Source organism: Skermanella rosea, assembly GCF_016806835.2.
Lineage (GTDB): Bacteria > Pseudomonadota > Alphaproteobacteria > Azospirillales > Azospirillaceae > Skermanella > Skermanella rosea.
The window spans coordinates 237740-257747 of record NZ_CP086111.1; the positions used below are offsets into that span (position 1 = coordinate 237740).

Below are 20008 nucleotides of genomic sequence, written 5' to 3' on the forward strand. Positions count from 1 at the left end.
CGCGCCTCGGCAAGAAACCTTCCAGATTTTCCACAAAGTACCGGACTAGACCGACATGCTGACCACCCGCGACATGGTCCATATCGCCCTGTTCGCCGCCATCATGGCGGCCCTGGGCCTGATGCCGCCGATCCCGGTCGGGTTCATCCCCGTGCCGATCACCGCCCAGTCCATGGGCGTCATGCTCGCCGGCTCCATCCTGGGGGCCAGGCGCGGCGGTTTCGCGATCCTGCTGTTCCTGGCGCTGGTGGCGGTGGGCCTGCCGCTGCTGTCGGGAGGGCGTGGCGGCCTCGGCGTGTTCTTCGGCCCGACCGCCGGCTTCCTGCTATCCTGGCCGGTCGGCGCCTTCGTGGTCGGCTGGCTGACCGAACGCTTCCGCAGCCGCCTGACCTTCGCCCGCCTGCTGATCGCCTGCGCCGTGGGCGGCATCTTCGTGGTCTATGCGATCGGCATCGTCGGCGTGAGCCTGGTCGCCGGCCTGCCGCTGTTCCAGGCCGCCGCCGGCTCCATGGCCTTCATCCCCGGCGACCTGGTCAAGGCCGTCGTCGCCGCCTTCGTCGCCCACACGGTCAACCGGAGCTACCCCGTCATCCGGGGCTGAAACCTCAGGCGGCGCAGGTGGGCCGTGCCGCCGGCGCCGCGGCGCCATCGAACAGGTCGGGGAAGCGCTGCTCCAGCTCGGGCAGGGAGGTCAGGATCTCCCGCAGGTGGCGGCGCATCGCGGCCTCCGCCCCGTCGGGATCGCGGGCCTCGATCGCGTCGACGATCGCCTCGTGCTGGTGGATCAGCCGGTCGAGCGGCGTCGCGCGGGGCAGGCTGAGATAACGCACGCGGTCCATCTGGGCCTTGGTCTCCTCGACCACGCGCCACGCGTATTCGCAGCCGATTCCCAGCGCGATGGTCCGGTGAAACGCCTCGTCCAGGTCGAGGAAGCGTTCGGGCGTGCTGTCCTCGGCGGCGGCGCGCTGGGCGCGCAGGTTGTCGCGCAGGTCGCGGAGGGCGGCGGCCGGCAGATCCTCGCCGGCCTTGCGGGCGACCGCCACCTCGACCGCTTCGCGGACGAAACGCGCGTCGATCACCTGCTTGACCGAGATCTTGACCACGAAGGTGCCGCGCTGCGGGCGGATGGTCACCAGGCCCGACTCGCCCAGCTTGATGAAGGCTTCGCGGACCGGCTGGCGGCTGACGCCCAGTTGGGTGGCGACCTCCTGCTCCGACAGCGGCTGGCCGGGGCTGAATTGCATCGTGACGATGGCCTGGCGCAGGGCCTGGAAGACGCGCTTCGCCACCGGCTCGGCCGAGTCCGTTTCGATCCTGCTGAGCATTGCCGTCCTTCCGTCCCTTTCCCGACCATCCCCACGGGGCGAATGGTGCTGCCCATTCTGCGCCGTCGCAAGGGCATTGCCAATACCATTCTTGTATACTACCATACCAGTGAGCTTCAAGAACGCCTCTGTAACACAGGCAAGCCCTCTAGGGAGGAGACAATGAGCTTCATCACCCGCACGTGGCGCGCGGCCACGCTCGGCATGGCCCTGGCCACCATGGCCGGCAGCGCCTTCGCCGCCGACTACACCCTCAGTGTCAACACCGCCCTGGCGCAGCAGGACCCGCTGTACAAGGGCTTGGAGGAATTCAAGAAGAACGTCGAGCAGCGGACCGGCGGCAAGGTTTCCGTCCGCCTGTTCCCGGGGTCCCAGCTCGGCAAGGACGAGGACGTGCTGGAGCAGGCCCGGGCCGGGGCCGGCGTCGCCGTGGTGGTCGACGGCGGCCGCCTCGCCGTCTTCACCAAGGAGTTCGGCGTCCTCGGCGGGCCGTACCTGGCGCAGGGCTATGAAGGCGTGCGCAAGGTCGTCACCTCCCCGCTGTTCGAGCAGTGGGTCGAGAAGCTGCGCAAGGCTTCGGGGCACCAGGTCCTGTCGTTCAACTGGTGGCAGGGCGAGCGCCATGTGCTGACCAACAAGCCGGTCGCCACGCCGGCGGACCTGAGCGGCGTCCGCATGCGCACGCCGGGCGCCCCGGTCTGGATGGAGACGATCCGCGCGATGGGCGCCACCCCGACGCCGATGGGCTGGTCGGAGGTCTATACCGCCCTCCAGCAGAAGGTGATCGACGGGGTCGAGGCCCAGCACCCGGCCAGCTACGGCTCCCGGCTGTACGAGGTGACCAGCCACGTCACCAAGACCGGCCACATCAACCTGATCACCGGCATCGTCACCAGCGCCGCCTGGTTCGACAAGCTGCCGGCCGAGTACCGCCAGATCCTGCGCGAGGAATCGACCAAGGCGGGCGACAACGCGTCCCGCGCGACCGAGGCGTCGCTGGCCGAGTACGAGAGGCAGATGAAGGAGCAGGGCATGACGATCGCGGAGATCGACGTCGCCCCGTTCCGCGAGGCCACCAAGCCGGTCTACGACAAGCTGGGATATACCGAGCTCCACCAGGAGATCGAGAAGATCCTCCAGAACTGACGCGCCTGCCCCCCGGCCCGCCGTCAAGAAGGCCCGCCGACAAGAAGGATTGCCGCCATGACATCCTGGCTGATCAAGGGGGAGGGGCTGCTGGCGACGCTCCTCCTCGCCATCATCGTGCTTCTCGTCTTCGCCGCCGGTGTCATGCGCTGGTTCGGCTATCCCCTGGTCTGGTCGGTGGACCTGGCGCAGCTCCTGTTCGTCTGGGTCAGTTTCCTCGGCGCCGACATGGCGCTGAGGAAGCGCGCCCATATCGGCATCGACTATCTGGTCAAGCGCCTGCCGCCGACCACGCGGGCGGTGGTCGACCTGGTCCTGGGCGCCGTGGTGCTGGTCTTCCTGCTGACCATGGTGGTCATGGGCTATCAGTTGACCATGCTGAACCTGGAACGGCAGTTCGGCGACAGCGGGATCAGCTACGCCTTCGTGACGGGCGCGGTGCCGATCGGCTGCCTGCTGCTGGCCGTCACGCTGGCGGGCCAGATGGTCCGGACCGCGCGCGGCCTGCGCACCCGGCCTGAACCCGTCTTCGCCGCCCCATCCGCCATCCATGCCGAGGAGGTCGTCCCATGACCCTGCTCGCCGTCACCTTCTTCGTCCTCATGGGGCTCGGCCTGCCGATCGCCTTCGCCATCGGGATCGCCGGATTCTCGTTCTTCGCGACGAACGAGATCATGCCGATGTCGATCGGCGTGCAGCAGGTCGCGACCGCGTCCCAGAGCTTCCCGCTGCTGGCGGTGCCGTTCTTCGTGCTGGCCGGCCACATGATGAACCGGACCGGCATCACCACCCGGCTGATCGCCTGCTCCAGCGTGCTGGTGTCGTGGATGTCGGGGGGACTGGCCCAGGTCTGCATCGTGCTGTCCACCCTGATGGGCGGCGTCTCCGGGTCGGCGGTGGCCGACGCGGCGATGGAGGCCCGCATCCTCGGCCCCAGCCTGATCGCGCGGGGCTATTCCAGGGGCTTCACCTGCGCCACGATCGCGGTGGGCTCGCTGATCACCGCGACCATCCCGCCGAGCCTGGGGCTGATCCTGTACGGCTTCGTCGGCAACGTGTCGGTCGGCAGGCTGTTCCTGGCCGGCGTCATCCCCGGGCTGCTGATGATGGCCGGGCTGATGGTCACCGTGTGGCTGATCGCGCGCCGGCGCGGCTACCGCGCCGAACTGGCGGAGCGGCCGACCCTGCGGTCGGTCTGGGCGGCGGTCGCCGACGCCAAGTGGGCTCTGCTGTTCCCGGTCGCCTTGCTGGTCGCGATCCGCGGCGGGTTGTTCACCCCGTCGGAGGTCGGCGCCTTCGCGGTGATCTATGCCGCCGTCGTCGGGTTCCTGCTGCACCGGGAGCTGACCTGGGCCGGCGTGATGGAATCCCTGTACGAGGCCGTGGTGGATACCGGGCTGATCATGCTGATCATCCTGTTCTCCGGCATGGTCGGCTACGCCATCATCTTCGAGCAGGCGCCGCAGAGCATCGCCGAAGCGATGACCGGGCTGACTCGCGAGCCGATCCTGGTGGTGGCGCTGGTGCTGTTCTTCCTGTTCGTCGCCGGGCTGTTCATCGAGAGCACGGTGCTGGTGCTGCTGCTGACGCCGATCTTCCTGCCGATCGTGACGCCGCTGGGCGTCGATCCCGTGCATTTCGGCATCCTGATGATGACCATCGTCACGCTGGGATCGATGACGCCGCCGGTGGGGGTCGCGATGTACACCGTGTGCAGCCTGCTGGACTGCCCGGTGGAGGAGTACGTGGTCGAATCGCTGCCCTTCATCTTCACGATCCTGCTGCTGGTCGCGGTCCTCGCCTTGTGGCCCGGACTGGTCCTGTTCCTGCCGAACGCCCTGATGTGAGAGCGCCATGCTGAACGAAGACCGACTGTTCCCGGCCGATCCCGGCACGCGGGCGATCGCCCGCCGGCTCCATGCCGAGGTCCGGGACCTGCCCATCGTCAGCCCGCACGGCCATACCGACCCGGCCTGGTTCGCCCTGGACGAGGCGTTCCCCGACCCCGCCACCCTGCTGGTGGTGCCGGACCATTACCTGCTGCGCATGCTGTACAGCCAGGGCATCCCGCTGGAGAGCCTGGGCGTGCGGCCTCGGGACGGGGCGGCCGGGGTCGGCCCGGTCGAGACGGATCCGCGGCGGATCTGGCGCACGGTGGCCGAGCACTGGCACCTGTACCGGGCGACGCCGACCCGGCTGTGGTGGGAATATTCGCTGGAGCATGTGTTCGGCGTGACGGAGCGGCTGTCGGCGGCCACCGCCGACGCGATCTACGACCGGATCGCCGAGTGCCTGGCGAAACCGGAGTTCCGGCCGCGCGCCCTGTTCGAGCGGTTCAACATAGAGGTGCTGGCCACCACGGAATCCCCGCTCGACACGCTGGAGCACCACAAGGCGCTCCAATCGTCGGGATGGCGGGGACGGGTGGTGACGACCTTCCGGCCCGATCCCGTGGTCGATCCGGACACCCCGGGCTTCCTCGCCAACCTGGAGGCGCTGGGCAGGATCACCGGCGAGGACACCCTGGGCTGGAAGGGCTATCTGTCGGCCCTGGCGCGGCGGCGGCGCGACTTCATGGCCTGCGGTGCCACCGCGACCGACCACGGCCACCCGACGGCGTTCACCGCGGACCTGCCCCCGGACCAGGCGGCGGCCCTGTTCGAGACCATCGTGTCCGGCAGGGCGACTCCCGCCCAAGCCGAGCTGTTCCGCGGCCAGATGCTGACCGAGATGGCGCGCATGAGCTTGGAGGACGGGCTGGTCATGCAGATCCATGCCGGCGTCCACCGCGGCCACAATGACTGGATGCGCCGCACCTTCGGGCCGAACCTGGGCGACGACATCCCGGTCCGGGGCGAGTTCGTCACCGCGCTGAAGCCGCTGCTCGACCGGTTCGGCAACGAGCGGGACCTCACGGTCATCCTGTTCACGCTGGACGAGACGGTCTATGCGCGCGAACTGGCGCCGCTCGCGGGGCATTATCCCGTCCTGCGGCTCGGCCCGGCCTGGTGGTTCCACGACAGCCCGGAAGGCATGCGCCGCTACCGCGAGCAGACCACGGAGACGGCGGGCTTCTACAACACCGTGGGCTTCAACGACGACACAAGGGCCTTCCCGTCGATCCCGGCCCGGCACGACGTCGCCCGCCGGATCGATTGCGCCTATCTGGCCGGCCTGGTGGCCGACCACCGGCTGGACGAGGACGAGGCGCGGGAGGTGGCGGTCGATCTGGCCTATCGCCTGGCGAAGAAGGCCTACCGGCTGTGAGGCTGGCCGGTCCCGGGAAGGGCTTGCGAATCCCGCCGCCAAGGCTTATCTAGAGGACAGCGTTGCAGGGCGGCCCTCGGGCCGTCCGGGACTGCGATCATATAAGACCTGGCGGACGGGGGCTGCAATGCCCCCCGCCTCCACCAAAAGACCTCGTGATGAGCGGGGCATGGCCTGCGGGCCATCAGGCCAAACCTCTGCGGAGTGAGGGCTTGTCCGATGGGGGCGAATTAGGATCGACGTGGGTGAATAAGGGTCGTTTAGACGTTGGGTGAGGTACGCCCGCTGATCCCCTCGGGGAAAGGCTCGTCCGACAACTTGTGAATGTCGCAAATGACAACCACAATGCTCAGGATCTCCGCGTAGCTGCCTAACGGTGGCCGTGGTGAAACTAGGCGGGGCTGGAATGGCCTAGCAACAGAATATTCCCAGGAAGGGCGGGGGCAACCCCGCCCTTTTTGCGTATGGGCGAGGGGGAGCGACCGCATCGATGCGGCGGCCTGGCTCACCTGAAACCCCCTGACTGATCTGCCATCCCACTGCTAATCCTGCGTCGAAAGTGGTATTTTTACATGTGAAGTTTTGGGGAAGAGCGCGACCGATGAAGTTAGCCGACATAAAGAAGAGCAACAGCCAATTCATCCAGGAACTGCAAGCCGCCAGAGCGGTCGCGTCTTCGGAAGTCCATGTCAATTCGGGTGTCCGCACGGCAGCCGACGTATCGGCCATCATCAACAACCGTATAACCGAAAAGCCGGACTGGGAGACTCTTTACCAGTACGCTACGAAATTCGATTGATGCGGGACCCGGACCTTTTGCCGGTGGAAGTTCAGGACAAGCTGGCGGTCCTGTTCTGTGAAGCCGTCTCTTCCATAGCGGAGGAGAACGGGTTGCCCGACACCCTGATCGACGTTTCAAGCAGCGAGCTGTCCCTTGCGTTGAGCGAGGCTCGCAAGGATCTGATGATCATGTTGGCGCGCCGCGTTACCCTGACGTCCAAGTCTGGCGGGCCGGATAGGTTCGACGGGCTGTCGATCGGAAAGCTGGCTGGAATACTCGTATTCCGGCTTTCACGGTATCGCATCGTTCATGTGAATACGTCGGGCATCAATCCGACGGACGTGAGGGCGATGAAGCTGTCCAGCAAGCTCCAGGAGTTGGCGGCGCTCAGGTTCGCATCCGAAACGATCCTCAAGGTTCATCCACTGGTCTGGCATCCCGAGTTACTTTACGTCCTGTCGCGACGCCACATCAATCAGGAGATGCTTGGCGTGACCTTCGACGTCATTGCAACTCACTGCCCGAAATTGGCTACGGCGTCTCCCCTGGACATGCCTCCATTCGACAAATACTATAAGCGTGCTTCCTGAGGCGGAGTTCGGTCGGTGTCGGTTCTTGGGGAAAGAGCCGTGATCCCTAGAGCTGTACACGATCAGGTCGATCCGCCCGAGACAGCTGATCCGATGCGTTGCGCCGTGGGCGCAACCTACGACCGTCGGCCCGCATCACCTCCGTCCTGCATCGAGCCGTAGGTTGGGCCCATGGCGCAACACGGTGCAGCGAGTGGAACGGCAGGCTGCGAGGACCGGAGCGGTTCAACCTGATCGGGGACCGCTCTAAGCCACCATCCTTGCATGGGGGATTTCCCTATCGCCTACTGCCCTGACTGCGTGGTCGGGAACAGTCACGACGGAGATGGTTTCGCCCGTCAGTGTGGCAAATTCGACTTCATAACCAACTCCGCCAGCATGGACCATCACGATGCAGCCCACATCACCGGCTTGCAGTCCTTCCTCGGGAAGGTCCTTGGTCAAAACGACGGGGTCGAGTTCCTTGATCATCGCTGACCTCCACGTGTCGGATAGGCTGTCACCAGTCCGGGGATGATTGTACATCTTGCGACGAACCAAGCCACTTTAACCTGCTGATTTCTTTAATCGGGCGGAAGCAACGGCCCCTCAACGACATATTTGGTGCCGAACTCCGATGAGGTTGCCGAAATAAAGTCACTCGTACTCAGGTGGAGGAGCAATGCGTCCCTGAAGATGCTCGATGAGTCGGCTCGAAAGCCAAAGCTACGGAAGTAGGCAGATTTGTTGCGCCCTGTCGGGTGGTTTTCGGATAGCAGATCTCCTTTGATCTTGCTCTCCTCGACTACCGCCAGATGGGAGTTCGGCACAGTGTCCATGGCGTGCGCTCGGCACCTGCAATATCGATCGGGGAGCGTCACTCCTGCATTCGGACCAACCGTCAAGTCAAAGCCTTTCGCGCCTCCCCCCTCACGCCGCGGCCATATAACTCTCCGCCACCCGCTCCATCGTCATCGGCCTGATCCTGGATGCTTGGCCGGCGCTGCCGAACGCCTCGAACCGGGCGCGGCAGAGGTCGCTGGCGGCGGTCAATGCTGCGGCGAAGAATTTGCGGGGGTCGAACTCGTCGGGCTGCTGGGACAGCAGGCGGCGGACCGCGCCGGTCATGGCGAGGCGGATGTCGGTGTCGATGTTGACCTTGCGGACACCGTAGCGGATGCCCTTCCGGATCTCCTCGACCGGGACGCCGTAGGTCTCCTTGATCTCGCCGCCATGCTCGCGGATGACGTCCAGCCATTCCTGCGGCACGGAGGAGGAGCCGTGCATCACCAGGTGGGTGTTGGGCAGGCGGGCGTGGATCTCCCGGATGCGGTCGATCGCCAGGATGTCGCCGGTCGGGCGGCGGGAGAACTTGTAGGCGCCGTGGCTGGTGCCGATCGCGATCGCCAGCGCGTCCACTCCCGTGGCCTGGACGAAGTCCGCCGCCTGGTCGGGGTCGGTCAGCAGCTGGTCGCGGCCCAGCGTGCCCTCGGCGCCGGAGCCGTCCTCCTCCCCGGCCTGGCCGGTCTCCAGCGATCCCAGGCAGCCCAGCTCGCCCTCGACCGAGACGCCGACGGGGTGCGCCATCTCCACCACCCGCCGGGTCACCCGGACATTGTATTCGAAGCTGGCCGGCGTCTTCATGTCCTCCCGCAGGGAGCCGTCCATCATGACGCTGGTGAAGCCGGATCGGATCGAGCGCTGGCACACCGCCGGGCTGGCGCCGTGGTCCTGGTGCAGCACGATCGGGATGTGCGGCCAGGTCTCGACCGCGGCCTCCACCATATGGCGCAGGAAGGCCTCGCCGGTATATTTGCGGGCGCCCGCCGAGGCCTGGAGGATCACCGGGCTGTCGCAGGCGTCGGCCGCCAGCATGATCGCGCGGATCTGCTCCATGTTGTTGATGTTGAAGGCGGGCAGGCCGTAGCCGTGTTCGGCGGCGTGGTCCAGCAACTGGCGCATCGCGACGAGAGCCATGGTTTCCTCCGGGGGATCTTCTGTTTTCGATTTATCGGAGCAGCGCGCGGGCGGTTTCGGCGACGCGCTCGGGCGTCAGCCCGAAGAAGGGGAACAGTGCCTCCGCCGGGGCGGATTCGCCGAAGCGGTCGATGCCGACGACGGCGCCGTCCGGCCCGACATATTTCCACCAGCCGTCGGTGCGGCCGGCCTCGACCGCGAGCCGGGGGACGTCGCTCCCCAGCACGGCCCTGCGGTAGCCGGCGTCCTGACGGTCGAACACCGTGGTGGACGGCATCGACACCATCCGCGCCGCGATGCCGTCGGCTGCCAGCAGGTCGCGCGCGGCCAAGGCGAGGGGAACCTCGGACCCGGTCGCGATCAGGACCAGTTCCGGCGTCCCCGCGTCGGGTTCGGCCAGGACATAGCCGCCCCGCGCCGCCGCCCGGCCCCGGTCGGCGCCGCCCGGCTGGGCGGGCAGGTTCTGGCGGGACAGCAGCAGGCTGGTCGGGCCGTCGCGCCGCTCCACGGCGGCGCGCCAGGCGACTGCGGTTTCCAGCGCGTCGCACGGGCGCCAGACATCCATGTTCGGGATCAGGCGGAGGCTGGCCGCGTGCTCGATCGGCTGGTGGGTCGGGCCATCCTCGCCCAGGCCGATGCTGTCATGGGTGAAGACCTGGATCGTGCCCAGCCCCATCAGCGCCGACAGGCGGAGCGCGTTCCTGGAATAGTCGGAGAACACCAGGAAGGTGCCGCCGAACGGAATATGGCCGCCATGCAGGGCGATGCCGTTGACGATGGCGGTCATGCCGAACTCGCGCACGCCGTAATGGACGTAGTTGCCGCCGCCGGTGCCCAAGACGGTCCGGCAGGCCGGCCAGTTCGTCAGGTTGGAGCCGGTCAGGTCGGCGGAGCCGCCGAGCAGTTCGGGCAGCAGGGGGGCCAGCGCCTCGATGGCGCGCTGGGACGATTTGCGGGTCGCCGCGGTCTGGGCCGCTTCCGCCGTGGCGGCGATGAAACCTTCGGCACGCTCGGCGAAATCGTCCGGCAGCCGGCCGGCGATGCGGCGGGTGAATTCGGCGGCGAGGTCGGGGTGCTCGGCGGCATAGGCGTCGAAGCGCCGCTGCCAGTCCTGCCGGAGCTTGGCGCCGCGCGCACGGGCGTCCCAGGCGTCGCGGATTTCGGCGGGGATCTCGAAGGCGGGATAGGGCCAGCCGAGGGCCTGTCGGGTGGCGGCGGTCTCGTCGGCGCCGAGGGGTGCCCCGTGGACGTCGTGGGTTCCCGCCTTCTTCGGGGCGCCCCAGCCGATCACCGTCTTGCAGCAAACCAGGACGGGCTTGCCGTCGGGAGCCAAGGCCCGGGCGAAGGCGTCGTCCAGGGCGGCGGCATCGTGGCCGTCCACGTCGCGGATCACGCGCCAGCCATAGGCTTCGAACCGGGCCGGGGTATCGTCGGTGAACCAGCCCTGGACGTGCCCGTCGATCGAGATGCCGTTGTCGTCGTAGAGGACGACCAGCTTCTCCAGCCCCAGCGTGCCGGCCAGCGAGCAGGCCTCGTGGGAGATGCCCTCCATCAGGCAGCCGTCGCCGACGAAGACGAAGGTTCGGTGGTCGACGATCGCGTGGCCGGGGCGGTTGAATTCGTCGGCGAGCAGCCGTTCGGCCAGCGCCATGCCGACCGCGTTGCAGATCCCCTGGCCGAGCGGGCCGGTGGTGGTCTCCACGCCGGGCGTGATCCCCCATTCCGGATGGCCGGGGGTGCGGGAATGGAGCTGGCGGAAAGCCTTCAGCTCATCGAGCGGGAGGTCGTAGCCGGTCAGGTGCAGCAGCCCGTAGAGCAGCATGGAGCCGTGGCCGTTGGACAGCACGAAGCGGTCGCGGTCGGGCCAGCGCGGGTCGGCGGGATCATGGCGGAGGTGGCGGTTCCACAGGGTCTCCGCGATGTCGGCCATGCCCATGGGCATGCCGGGGTGGCCGGACCTGGCCTTCTCCACCGCGTCGATCGCGAGCATGCGGAGCGCGTTCGCCAGGGTGCGTCGGTCCGTCGCCGGGGCCTGGGCCTCGGCGGTCAGCGTCTCAGTCATCGCGTTTCCTCCGCGGGCGTTTTTACGATTGCCCTTTTCAGTGGGCCTTCTTCTTGCGATCCATCAGCTGCCAGATCAGCGGCGTGATGATCAGCTGCATGGCGAGCGCCATCTTGCCGCCGGGGCAGACGATGGTGTTGGGCCGGGACATGAAGCTGTCCTTCAGCATCGACAGCAGGTAGGGGAAGTCGATGCCCCGCGGGTTGCGGAACCGGATCACCAGCATGCTCTCGTCGGCGCTGGGGATGTCGCGGGCGATGAAGGGGTTGGACGTGTCCACCGTCGGCACCCGCTGGAAATTGATGTCGGTCAGGCTGAACTGCGGGCAGATGTAGTTCACGTAGTCGGGCATCCGCCGCAGGATCGTGTCGACGATCGCCTCCTGGCTATGGCCGCGCGAGATCTTGTCCCGGTGGAGCTTCTGAATCCATTCCAGGTTGATGATCGGCACGACGCCGATCAGCAGGTCGGCATGGCGGGCGGCGTCCACCGTCTCGGTCTTCACGGCACCGTGCAGCCCTTCGTAGAACAGCAGGTCGGTCGGCTCGGGCAGGGGCTCCCACGGGGTGAAGGTGCCGGGCTCCTGGCCGTAGGGAGCCGCCTCCTCCGCGTTGTGCAGGTATTTGCGGGTCGTCCCGGTGCCGGTCTCGCCGTAGCCCTGGAACAGCGCCTCGACCTCCTCGAACAGGTTCGCCTCGGGGCCGAAATGGCTGAAGCTGGTCAGTCCCTGGCGCTGGGCCTCGGCGAGGCGCTGGCGCATCTCGGCGCGGTCGTAGCGGTGATAGGCGTCACCCTCGATGATCGCGGCGGTGATCTGCTCCCGGCGGAAGATCTGCTGGAAGGTGTGGCGGACCGTGGTGGTGCCGGCGCCCGACGATCCGGTGATGGCGATGATGGGATGCTTGACGGACATGGGATCATGATCCTCCTGCTGCGCCGGCCGGCAGGCGGAACAGCGAGCGGGTGTTGAACAGGGGCGAGTCGAACACCCGGTCCTCGCCCCGGTCGTGGGCCTCGTGGTAGCGGACGATGCGCTCGACCTCGGCCTTCGAGCCCAGGATCAGCGGCACCCGCTGGTGGAGCGCCGTCGGCACCATGTCCAGGATGCGCCCGCGGCCGGTGGAGGCGGCACCTCCCGCCTGTTCCAGGATCATCGCCATGGGATTGGCCTCGTAGAGGAGGCGCAGGCGTCCGGGCCTGGCGGCGTCGCGCGTGTCCCACGGATACATGAACAACCCGCCGCGGATCAGGATGCGGTAGACCTCGGCGACCAGCGACGCGATCCAGCGCATGTTGAAGTCCTTGCCCCGGGGACCCGCCTTTCCCTGGACGCATTCCTCCACGTAGCGCCGGACCGGAGGCTCCCAGTAGCGCTCGTTCGACATGTTGACCGCGAACTCGCCGGTCTCCTCCGGCACGCGCATGTCGGGATGGGTCAGGTTGAAGTTGCCGACCTCGCGGTCCAGGGTGAAGCCGTGGACGCCGGCGCCCAGCGTGACCACGATCATGGTGGTCGGGCCGTAGAGCGCGAACCCTGCCGCCACCTGCTCGGTGCCCGGCCGCAGGAAGTCGGCCTCGGTCGGGTCGGCGTCGCCCGGCGGTGCCCGCAGGATCGAGAAGATGGTGCCGACCGTCACGTTGACGTCGATGTTGGAGGAACCGTCGAGCGGGTCGAACACCAGCAGGTGCCGGCCCTTCCGGTGCGGCGGAGGAACGGCGTAGAACTCGGCCATTTCCTCCGACGCCATGCCGCAGACCTTGCCGCCCCAGCTGCATGTATCCAGCATGATCTCGTTGGCGGTGACGTCGAGGGGCTTCTGCTCCTCGTCGTGGACGTTGATCCCGGGGGCGGTTCCGGGAGCGGTCCGGTGCTTGTGGAGCGGCCCGCGCGACACGGTGACCCCGATCAGCTTGCAGGCGGTCTGGACATCGTTCAGCAGCGCGGTCAGTTCGGCGTCAGGACCGCCGCGTCGGCGCTGGTCCTCGATGATGAACTTCGCGAACGTCATGCTGCGATGCGGCATATGACTTCTCCCTGGGAAATCGTCGTCGTTCTTATTGTTTGCTTATGTTTGTAAGCTTGGCGGGGCTATTGAGTAAAGACGCGGCTCGCGCGGATGTCGGCCTCCTCGATGGTCTGGAGCATGTCGGCGTCGAGCACGCCGCCCCGGGCGAACAGCCGGTTGGCCTGGCGCAGGCGGGCGCGGTCGAGCGCGTTGCGGATCGAGCGGGCGTTGGCGAAGCGGGGCTGCTCCATGCGGCGCTCGATATATTCCCGCAGGGCGGCGGCGGCTCCGCCGGACAGGCGGTAATGCATCGATCCCGTCATGGATTCCGCGATGTCGAACAGCTCGTCCGATCGGAAGTCCGGGAAGTCCACGTGGTGGGCGATGCGCGATCCCATGCCCGGGTTGCTGGAGAAGAAGGTGTCCAGCCGGTCCTTGTAGCCGGCCAGGATGACCACGAGGTCGTCGCGGTGGTCCTCCATCACCTGGAGCAGGATCTCGATCGCCTCCTGCCCGTAGTCGCGCTCGTTCTCGGGCCGGTAGAGATAATAGGCCTCGTCGATGAACAGCACGCCGCCCATGGCCTTCTTCAAGGCCTCCTTGGTCTTGGGCGCGGTGTGGCCGATATACTGGCCGACCAGGTCGTCGCGGGTCACCGAGACCACATGGTCGCGGCGGATATAGCCCAGGCGGTGGAGGATGCCGGCCATGCGCCGGGCCACCGTCGTCTTGCCCGTGCCGGGGTTGCCGGTGAAGCTCATGTGCAGCGACGGCGGGTCGGTCGCGAGGCCGAGCTGCCGGCGCGCCTGGTCGATCAGCAGCAGGGCCGCGATCTCGCGGATGCGGGCCTTGACCGGGACGAGGCCGACCAGTTCGCGGTCGAGCTGTTCCAGGATCTCGCCGATGTTCGACGCGGCGTAGAGCGCGTCGAGATCGACGGAGGTCCGGGGGGAAGCCTGCGTGTCGGCGGCCAGCGCGGTCATGCCGCCCTCCTTGCCGGTTCCAGGGCGTTCCGCATGTCGGCCAGGACCTCCCGGTAGGAGCCGTCCGTTCCGCGGGCGCCGAAGATCGCCGAGCCGGCGACGAAGGTGTCGGCCCCGGCCTCCGCGACGGCGCGGATGTTGCCGGCCTTGATGCCGCCGTCCACCTCCAGCCAGATCTCCCGCCCGATTTCCGCCGCGTGGCAGTCGATCCGGCGGCGGACCTGGGCGATCTTGGCCAGCGCCTCCGGGATGAAGCCCTGGCCGCCGAAGCCCGGGTTGACCGACATGACCAGGATCAGGTCGAGCCGATCCATCACATGGTCCAGGTGCTGGAGCGGGGTGGCCGGGTTCAAGGCCAGCCCCGCCTTGCAGCCATGGTCCCGGATAAGCGCCAGGGTGCGGTCCACGTGCTCCGACGCTTCCGGGTGGAACGAGATGATGTCGGCGCCCGCCTTGGCGAACATCGGCACCAGCGCGTCCACCGGCTTGACCATGAGGTGGACGTCGATCGGGGCGCGGGTTCGGGGCCGGATCGCTTCGCAGACGAGCGGCCCGATGGTCAGGTTGGGAACGTAGTGGTTGTCCATCACGTCGAAATGGACGATGTCCGCCCCCGCCGCGATGACGTTCTCGACCTCTTCGCCCAGCCGGGCGAAGTCGGCCGACAGGATGCTGGGGGCGATCCGGAAGCCGCCGCTGCTCATTTCTTCGCTCCCTCAGTACCGCGCGCCCATGGGCTTCTCGGTCGCGTAGCTGCGGACGGTGTAGTTGACCTGGCGGCCGGGTCCCTCGGCGCGGACCAGCTCGAAGCCCTTCTCCTCGGCCGGGCGGTCGATGATGAAGGACATGCGGATGCTCTCGAAGCCCTTGCTCGCGTCGAAGGCCAGCACCTTGACGTATTTGCCCTTGTTCGCCTTGCGGCAGGCGTTGACCTCCATCATCACGCCGGCGGCGTCGACGATGTCGAACATCGGCGTGCCCCACATGTCCCAATAGGTGTTGCGGGGGTGGGGATCGTCGGTGGATTCGATCGCGACGGCCCAGCCCTGGCTGAGCGCGTAGGTGATCTGCTGCTTGATCTCGTCGTCCGTCAGGTCCGGAAGGAACGAGAACTGGCCCTGGGTCAGGCGCATGGGAATGGTCCTTCTTGGGTTCGCGGCGAACATGCGGTGAGGCTGTCCCGTGGAGCGGGGCCTAATGGTCTTGATGAGGTCGGCCTTCGCCCGTCAGGGCGAACGCCGACACATCGCATCCACTCTCCGGCCGCGCTGTCGGCGTCGGCCTTCGGCCGAGGCCGACCTACGGCTGACGGCTAGAAGGCGGGCGTCGGGGTCGGGACGTAGTCGACGCTGTCGGTCGAGGCGTAGTCGAACGTCACGTCCTTCCAGGTATCCAGCGCCGCGCGCAGCGGCTGGCACCATCTGGCCGCCCTGGCCAGGATCTCCGGCCCTTCGTTCCAGATGTCGCGCCCCTCGTTGCGGGCCTTGACCATGGTCTCCAGCGCCACCCGGTTGGCGACGGCTCCGGCCTGGATGCCGCCGGGATGGCCGATCGTGCCGCCGCCGAACTGGAGCACCACGTCGTCGCCCAGATATGTGAGAAGCTGGTGCATCTGGCCGGCATGGATGCCGCCGGACGCCACCGGCATCATCTTCTTCAGGCTGGCCCAGGGCTGGTCGAACAGGATGCCGTGCTCAAGCCGCTTCGGCACATGGGTCTCGCGGCAGGTATCGTAGATGCCGCGGATCACGTTGGGGTCGCCTTCCAGCTTGCCGACGACGGTTCCGGCGTGGATATGGTCGACGCCGGCCATGCGCATCCACTTGGCGATCACCCGGAACGACACCCCGTGCGACTTCTGGCGGGTGTAGGTCGAGTGCCCGGCGCGGTGCAGGTGCAGGATCATGTCGTTCCTGCGGGCCCACTTCGCCATGGACTGGATGGCGGTGTAGCCGATCACCAGGTCGATCATGATGATGACGCTGCCCAGCTCCCTCGCGAACTCCGCCCGCTCGTACATGTCCTCCATGGTGGCGGCGGTGACGTTCAGGTAGGTCCCCTTGATCTCGCCGGTCTCGGCGATCGCCTTGTTGACGCCTTCCATGCAGTAGAGGTACCGGTCGCGCCAGTGCATGAAGGGCTGGGAATTGATGTTCTCATCGTCCTTGGTGAAGTCCAGGCCGCCCTTCAGCGCCTCGTAGACGACCCGGCCGTAGTTGCGGCCGGACAGGCCCAGCTTCGGCTTCATGGTGGCGCCCAGCAGGGGACGACCATAGTTGTTCAGCCGCTCGCGCTCGGCGATGATACCGGTCGCCGGCCCCTGGAAGGTCTTCAGGTAGGCGGTCGGGATGCGCATGTCCTCGAGGCGCAAGCCTTTCAGGGGCTTGAAGCCGAAGACGTTGCCGATGATCGAGGCGGTCAGGTTGGCGATCGAGCCTTCCTCGAACAGGTCCAGGTCGTAGGCGATGTAGGCCATGTACTGGTCGGGAGCGCCCGGGATGGGATCGACCCGGTAGGCCTTGGCGCGGTAGTTCTCGCAGTCGGTCAGGCGGTCGGTCCAGACCACGGTCCAGGTCGCGGTGGAGGACTCGCCGGCGACGGCCGCGGCGGCTTCCTCCGGATCGACGCCGTCCTGGGGCGTGATGCGGAAGGCGGCGAGGATGTCGGTGTCCTTGACCTCGTAGTCGGGGTCCCAGTAGCCCATCTGCTTGTACTTGAGGACACCCGGCTTGTAGCGGGCCTTCTTGTCGGTGATGACGCGATCCGCGACCACTTCCATTATTCGTTTCCTCCCGCGATCGACCTGGAGGCTTCCAGGCGTGCCACGATTGACTTGGCCTTGACGGTATCAGCGGATCAGGTTAAGGAAAATTCAAATGTTTTGACCATTTACCCTAGGAATCCCTTGTCAATGACCCTGCGGCATTCCACGATCCGTCAGCTCCAGGTCTTCGTGGAGGCGGCGCACACGCTGTCCTTCGCCCGCGTGGCCGAGCGGCTGGGGCTGACGCCGGCGGCGGTGTCGTTCCAGATCAAGCAGATCGAGGGGCTGTGCGGCTTCGCCCTGTTCGAGCGGGTCGGCCGCCGGGTGGTCCTGACGGAGGCCGGGGCGGCCCTGCTGGAATATGCCTCGGTCGTCCTGAAGGCGCTGACCGACGCCGACGAGCGGATGCAGGAGTTGAAGGGGCTGAGCGGCGGCCACGCCCGGATCGGCTTGGTCAGCACCGCCAAATACATCATGCCCCGGATGCTGTCGCGCTTCCAGGCCGAGTACCCGCGGATCGCCATCCACCTGCACGAGGGCAACCGCCGCGACATCATCGCGGCCCTGCTGTCGGGGGAGGTGGACATCGCGGTCATGGGCAAGCCGCCCGACGACGCCGACGTGGCGGCCGACCCCTTCGCCCCGCATCCGTCCGTGCTGATCGCCCCGCCGGGCCACCGGCTGGCGGGCCAGAAGGAGATCCCCTTGGACGGGCTGGCGGAGGAACGCTTCATCGTCCGCGAGGAAGGGTCCGGCACCCGCGCGCTGATGGAGAACTTCTTCCGCGGCGCCGGCTTCACGCCCCGCATCGCGCTGACGTCGAGCAGCAACGAGACGATCAAGCAGGCGGTCATGGCGGGGATGGGCGTGGCGCTGATCTCCCGCCACACCATCGTGCTGGAGCTGCGCATGGGCCTGCTGACCGTCCTGCCGGTGCAGGGCCTGCCGCTGATGCGGAGCTGGTTCGTGGCCTGGCGCCGTCATATGCCCCTGCTGCCGGTCCATACCCAGCTCCGCCGCTTCCTGCTGGCCGAGGGAAAGTCGCTGATCGCCGGGATCGAGAGCGCCTATCGAACCGAGGGCTGAGGCGCCGGAATGACCTTTCGCGGCCAAGGAATTCTCCGACCCCGACCAATAGATACATAATACTATCTTAATAGGTAGCCTATCACTACAAAGCGGTTTAAAGTTGCGTTACAATAGGTATCGGTTTCGAGTGTTCCTCACCTGGGGATCGCCGCCCCGGAGTTCGCTGATGTCGCTGCGCCTGAAGATCCTTTCGGTGATGGCCCTGATCGCCGCGCTGATGATCGCCGTGAGCTGGATCCTGCTGCAATCCCTCGTGGTTCCCGGATTCGAGGCGCTCGAGGCGGGGGAGGCCCGGCGCAACCTGCTTCGGGTCGAGCAGGCGCTGGCGGCGGAGAACGAGGCATTCGGGCGGAACACGAACGACTGGGCGAAGTGGGACGAGACCGCGGCCTTCGTGACCGGCGGGCTGCCCGATTTTCCGGACCGCAACGTCTCCGCGGCGGTCCTCCGGGACATGGGCGTGGACATCCTGCTGGTGGTGGCGGCCGACGGCACCCTGGTCTACGGCACCTCGCTCGACGGCGACCGGCTGACCGAGGGCGCGCCGGCCGGGCTGACCCGCGAGATCCTTCCCCTGGCGCCTCCCGGCGATGCGTCCGGCGCGACCGACGGGATCGTGCTGAGCGACCGCGGGCCGGTCATGATGGCGGCCCGCGCGATCCAGCCGACCGACCGTAGCGGCCCCGTCCTGGGCATGCTGGTATTCGGGCGCGTGATCGATTCGGAGACGGTCGCGGTCGTCCGCCGGAGCGTCCAGCTCGACGTGGATTTCCTGTTCAGCGACCCGGTGACCGGAGCCGCCTTCCCCGAAGATGGCGGTCACAACCACCCGCCGGTGCTGGATCGCCGGGACGACGTGCTGGTCGCCACCGGAATGGTCGACGACATGCATGGCCATCACGCGATGATGGCCAGGGTGACCATGCCGCGCGACGCCGCCCTGGCCGCGGGACGCACGGTCCAGCTGGCCATGGCCCTGCTGGTGGTCGCCTGCGGCGCCGCGCTGGTGATCCTCTGGCTGATGCTCAACCGCCTGATCATGGCGCCGGTGCTGGCCCTGACCGACCATATCCTCTCGATCCGCACCACGGGCGACCTCGCCCGGCCGGGCCTGGCGGACCGCGGGGACGAGATCGGCGCGCTCGCGCGGGAGTTCGACGCCCTGCTGCGCCGGGTCGAAAGCCTGATCCAGGAGAGCGAGACGGCGCGCCGGTCGGCGGAGCAGGCGAGCCGGACCAAGACCGAGTTCCTGGCCTCCATGAGCCACGAGCTGCGCACGCCGCTGAACGCGATCATCGGCTTCTCCGAAATCATCCGGGACGCGATGTTCGGCGCCAGCAGCGCCCGGTACCAGGACTATGCCGAGGACATCCACCGCAGCGGCCAGCACCTGCTGGCGCTGATCAACGACATCCTGGACTTCTCCAAGGCCGAGGCGGAGCGAATCGAGCTGCACGAGGAAGCGGTCGACCTGCCGCGGGTCGTCGCGACCTGCCGGCATCTGGTCGAACCCATGGCCCGCGACGGCAACATCGACATCGCCGTCCAGTTCGCCGACCGGTCGGTCAGGCTGCTCTGGGCCGACGAGCTTCGGCTGCGGCAGATCCTCCTCAACCTGCTGACCAACGCGATCAAGTTCACCGCCCCGGGCGGCGAGGTCAGGATCCGGGTCGGCCGTCAGGCCGACGGCGGCGTCGAGATCCGGGTGGAGGACAACGGCATCGGCATGTCGCCGGAAGGCGTCGCCAAGGCGCTGGAGCCCTTCGGCCAGATCGAGAGCGCCCTGAGCCGGCGCCACAGCGGCACGGGGCTGGGGCTGCCCCTGGCCGCCCATCTGGTCAAGGCCCATGGCGGCCGGCTGGTCATCGAGAGTTCGCTGGGCTGGGGCACGACCGTCAAGGTCGGGCTGCCGCCCGCGCGCCTGATGGACGAGCGCCTGTCCGCCTGATCCCGATCGCTTCCGTCCCGGTCCGCGTCATCGTCCCGATCCGCGACCGGACGGCCCCGGAACAGCAGCCAGGCCCGGCTGAGCCGGTCGA

The 20008-nt window shown here is 67.4% G+C and carries 20 protein-coding genes and 1 other RNA gene; 10 read left to right on the top strand and 11 right to left on the bottom strand.

Annotation, left to right across the window (positions count from 1 at the left end):
- Positions 1-55 precede the first annotated feature (55 nt).
- Positions 56-601, top strand: a complete 546-nt coding sequence (locus tag JL101_RS01095) for a biotin transporter BioY (RefSeq protein WP_203096708.1) — start codon at positions 56-58, stop codon at positions 599-601.
- 4 nt (positions 602-605) lie between these two features.
- On the opposite strand, the gene JL101_RS01100 is transcribed toward JL101_RS01095, so the two are convergent.
- Entirely contained in the window at positions 606-1325 is a 720-nt protein-coding gene (locus JL101_RS01100; protein ID WP_203096709.1) for a GntR family transcriptional regulator, read from the bottom strand.
- Between the two features lie 162 nt (positions 1326-1487).
- On the opposite strand from JL101_RS01100, the gene JL101_RS01105 reads away from it, so the two are divergent.
- From JL101_RS01105 to JL101_RS01135, 7 genes are all read left to right on the top strand, one after another.
- A complete protein-coding gene (locus JL101_RS01105) occupies positions 1488-2471 on the top strand; it encodes a C4-dicarboxylate TRAP transporter substrate-binding protein (protein ID WP_203096710.1) in 984 nt (327 codons plus the stop codon).
- A 57-nt stretch (positions 2472-2528) separates the two neighbouring features.
- Positions 2529-3044, top strand: coding sequence for a TRAP transporter small permease (locus JL101_RS01110; RefSeq protein WP_203096711.1), 516 nt, complete (start codon positions 2529-2531; stop codon positions 3042-3044).
- A complete protein-coding gene (locus JL101_RS01115) occupies positions 3041-4318 on the top strand; it encodes a TRAP transporter large permease (protein WP_203096712.1) in 1278 nt (425 codons plus the stop codon). The genes JL101_RS01110 and JL101_RS01115 overlap by 4 nt, the downstream gene beginning before the upstream one ends.
- Positions 4319-4325: 7 nt before the next feature.
- Positions 4326-5738 carry a glucuronate isomerase gene (gene uxaC, locus JL101_RS01120; protein WP_203096713.1) on the top strand — a complete coding sequence of 471 codons (1413 nt, stop codon included), beginning with the start codon at positions 4326-4328 and terminating at the stop codon, positions 5736-5738.
- A gap of 41 nt (positions 5739-5779) precedes the next feature.
- Positions 5780-6169, top strand: a transfer-messenger RNA (tmRNA) gene (ssrA, locus tag JL101_RS01125).
- A gap of 170 nt (positions 6170-6339) precedes the next feature.
- A complete protein-coding gene (locus tag JL101_RS01130; RefSeq protein ID WP_203096714.1) occupies positions 6340-6537 on the top strand; it encodes a hypothetical protein in 198 nt (65 codons plus the stop codon).
- The gene (locus JL101_RS01135; protein ID WP_203096715.1) at positions 6537-7109 is read left to right on the top strand and encodes a hypothetical protein; all 573 of its coding nucleotides are present in this window, start codon (positions 6537-6539) and stop codon (positions 7107-7109) included. The genes JL101_RS01130 and JL101_RS01135 overlap by 1 nt, the downstream gene beginning before the upstream one ends.
- Before the next feature lie 246 nt (positions 7110-7355).
- On the opposite strand, the gene JL101_RS01140 is transcribed toward JL101_RS01135, so the two are convergent.
- From JL101_RS01140 to JL101_RS01180, 10 genes are all read right to left on the bottom strand, one after another.
- A complete protein-coding gene (locus tag JL101_RS01140; RefSeq protein WP_203096716.1) occupies positions 7356-7580 on the bottom strand; it encodes a DUF4926 domain-containing protein in 225 nt (74 codons plus the stop codon).
- A 92-nt stretch (positions 7581-7672) separates the two neighbouring features.
- Positions 7673-7927 carry a DUF6883 domain-containing protein gene (locus tag JL101_RS36865; RefSeq protein WP_407697376.1) on the bottom strand — a complete coding sequence of 85 codons (255 nt, stop codon included), beginning with the start codon at positions 7925-7927 and terminating at the stop codon, positions 7673-7675.
- 91 nt (positions 7928-8018) lie between these two features.
- Entirely contained in the window at positions 8019-9065 is a 1047-nt protein-coding gene (gene fba, locus JL101_RS01145; protein WP_203096717.1) for a class II fructose-bisphosphate aldolase, read from the bottom strand.
- A 31-nt stretch (positions 9066-9096) separates the two neighbouring features.
- Positions 9097-11127, bottom strand: coding sequence for a transketolase (gene tkt / locus JL101_RS01150; RefSeq protein ID WP_203096718.1), 2031 nt, complete (start codon positions 11125-11127; stop codon positions 9097-9099).
- 37 nt (positions 11128-11164) lie between these two features.
- The gene (locus JL101_RS01155; RefSeq protein ID WP_203096719.1) at positions 11165-12040 is read right to left on the bottom strand and encodes a phosphoribulokinase; all 876 of its coding nucleotides are present in this window, start codon (positions 12038-12040) and stop codon (positions 11165-11167) included.
- Between the two features lie 4 nt (positions 12041-12044).
- Positions 12045-13151 (bottom strand): class 1 fructose-bisphosphatase, encoded by a 1107-nt coding sequence (locus JL101_RS01160; RefSeq protein ID WP_203096720.1) that lies wholly within the window; start codon positions 13149-13151, stop codon positions 12045-12047.
- A 65-nt stretch (positions 13152-13216) separates the two neighbouring features.
- Positions 13217-14116, bottom strand: a complete 900-nt coding sequence (gene cbbX, locus JL101_RS01165; RefSeq protein WP_203096721.1) for a CbbX protein — start codon at positions 14114-14116, stop codon at positions 13217-13219.
- Positions 14113-14820 (bottom strand): ribulose-phosphate 3-epimerase, encoded by a 708-nt coding sequence (rpe, locus tag JL101_RS01170; protein ID WP_203096722.1) that lies wholly within the window; start codon positions 14818-14820, stop codon positions 14113-14115. The genes cbbX and rpe overlap by 4 nt, the downstream gene beginning before the upstream one ends.
- Positions 14821-14832: 12 nt before the next feature.
- Positions 14833-15249, bottom strand: coding sequence for a ribulose bisphosphate carboxylase small subunit (locus JL101_RS01175; RefSeq protein ID WP_203096723.1), 417 nt, complete (start codon positions 15247-15249; stop codon positions 14833-14835).
- Between the two features lie 179 nt (positions 15250-15428).
- Positions 15429-16895 carry a ribulose-bisphosphate carboxylase large subunit gene (locus JL101_RS01180; RefSeq protein ID WP_203096724.1) on the bottom strand — a complete coding sequence of 489 codons (1467 nt, stop codon included), beginning with the start codon at positions 16893-16895 and terminating at the stop codon, positions 15429-15431.
- Between the two features lie 132 nt (positions 16896-17027).
- Between JL101_RS01180 and JL101_RS01185 the strand changes: the two genes are divergently transcribed.
- A complete protein-coding gene (locus JL101_RS01185; protein WP_203096725.1) occupies positions 17028-17966 on the top strand; it encodes a LysR family transcriptional regulator in 939 nt (312 codons plus the stop codon).
- Between the two features lie 169 nt (positions 17967-18135).
- Positions 18136-19917, top strand: a complete 1782-nt coding sequence (locus JL101_RS01190) for a sensor histidine kinase (RefSeq protein ID WP_203096726.1) — start codon at positions 18136-18138, stop codon at positions 19915-19917.
- Positions 19918-20008: the final 91 nt, after the last annotated feature.

What these genes read in the sequence shown, in the direction of transcription:
- tkt (WP_203096718.1), bottom strand. Translation starts at nt 11,127, where the DNA reads ATGACTGAGACGCTGACCGCCGAGGCCCAGGCCCCGGCGACGGACCGA.
- JL101_RS36865 (WP_407697376.1), bottom strand. Translation starts at nt 7,927, where the DNA reads ATGGACACTGTGCCGAACTCCCATCTGGCGGTAGTCGAGGAGAGCAAG.
- JL101_RS01185 (WP_203096725.1), top strand. Translation starts at nt 17,028, where the DNA reads ATGACCCTGCGGCATTCCACGATCCGTCAGCTCCAGGTCTTCGTGGAG.
- fba (WP_203096717.1), bottom strand. Translation starts at nt 9,065, where the DNA reads ATGGCTCTCGTCGCGATGCGCCAGTTGCTGGACCACGCCGCCGAACAC.
- JL101_RS01135 (WP_203096715.1), top strand. Translation starts at nt 6,537, where the DNA reads ATGCGGGACCCGGACCTTTTGCCGGTGGAAGTTCAGGACAAGCTGGCG.
- JL101_RS01180 (WP_203096724.1), bottom strand. Translation starts at nt 16,895, where the DNA reads ATGGAAGTGGTCGCGGATCGCGTCATCACCGACAAGAAGGCCCGCTAC.
- JL101_RS01155 (WP_203096719.1), bottom strand. Translation starts at nt 12,040, where the DNA reads ATGTCCGTCAAGCATCCCATCATCGCCATCACCGGATCGTCGGGCGCC.
- JL101_RS01160 (WP_203096720.1), bottom strand. Translation starts at nt 13,151, where the DNA reads ATGCCGCATCGCAGCATGACGTTCGCGAAGTTCATCATCGAGGACCAG.
- JL101_RS01115 (WP_203096712.1), top strand. Translation starts at nt 3,041, where the DNA reads ATGACCCTGCTCGCCGTCACCTTCTTCGTCCTCATGGGGCTCGGCCTG.
- JL101_RS01105 (WP_203096710.1), top strand. Translation starts at nt 1,488, where the DNA reads ATGAGCTTCATCACCCGCACGTGGCGCGCGGCCACGCTCGGCATGGCC.
- JL101_RS01130 (WP_203096714.1), top strand. Translation starts at nt 6,340, where the DNA reads ATGAAGTTAGCCGACATAAAGAAGAGCAACAGCCAATTCATCCAGGAA.
- JL101_RS01175 (WP_203096723.1), bottom strand. Translation starts at nt 15,249, where the DNA reads ATGCGCCTGACCCAGGGCCAGTTCTCGTTCCTTCCGGACCTGACGGAC.
- JL101_RS01110 (WP_203096711.1), top strand. Translation starts at nt 2,529, where the DNA reads ATGACATCCTGGCTGATCAAGGGGGAGGGGCTGCTGGCGACGCTCCTC.
- rpe (WP_203096722.1), bottom strand. Translation starts at nt 14,820, where the DNA reads ATGAGCAGCGGCGGCTTCCGGATCGCCCCCAGCATCCTGTCGGCCGAC.
- cbbX (WP_203096721.1), bottom strand. Translation starts at nt 14,116, where the DNA reads ATGACCGCGCTGGCCGCCGACACGCAGGCTTCCCCCCGGACCTCCGTC.
- JL101_RS01100 (WP_203096709.1), bottom strand. Translation starts at nt 1,325, where the DNA reads ATGCTCAGCAGGATCGAAACGGACTCGGCCGAGCCGGTGGCGAAGCGC.
- JL101_RS01190 (WP_203096726.1), top strand. Translation starts at nt 18,136, where the DNA reads ATGTCGCTGCGCCTGAAGATCCTTTCGGTGATGGCCCTGATCGCCGCG.
- JL101_RS01140 (WP_203096716.1), bottom strand. Translation starts at nt 7,580, where the DNA reads ATGATCAAGGAACTCGACCCCGTCGTTTTGACCAAGGACCTTCCCGAG.
- JL101_RS01095 (WP_203096708.1), top strand. Translation starts at nt 56, where the DNA reads ATGCTGACCACCCGCGACATGGTCCATATCGCCCTGTTCGCCGCCATC.
- uxaC (WP_203096713.1), top strand. Translation starts at nt 4,326, where the DNA reads ATGCTGAACGAAGACCGACTGTTCCCGGCCGATCCCGGCACGCGGGCG.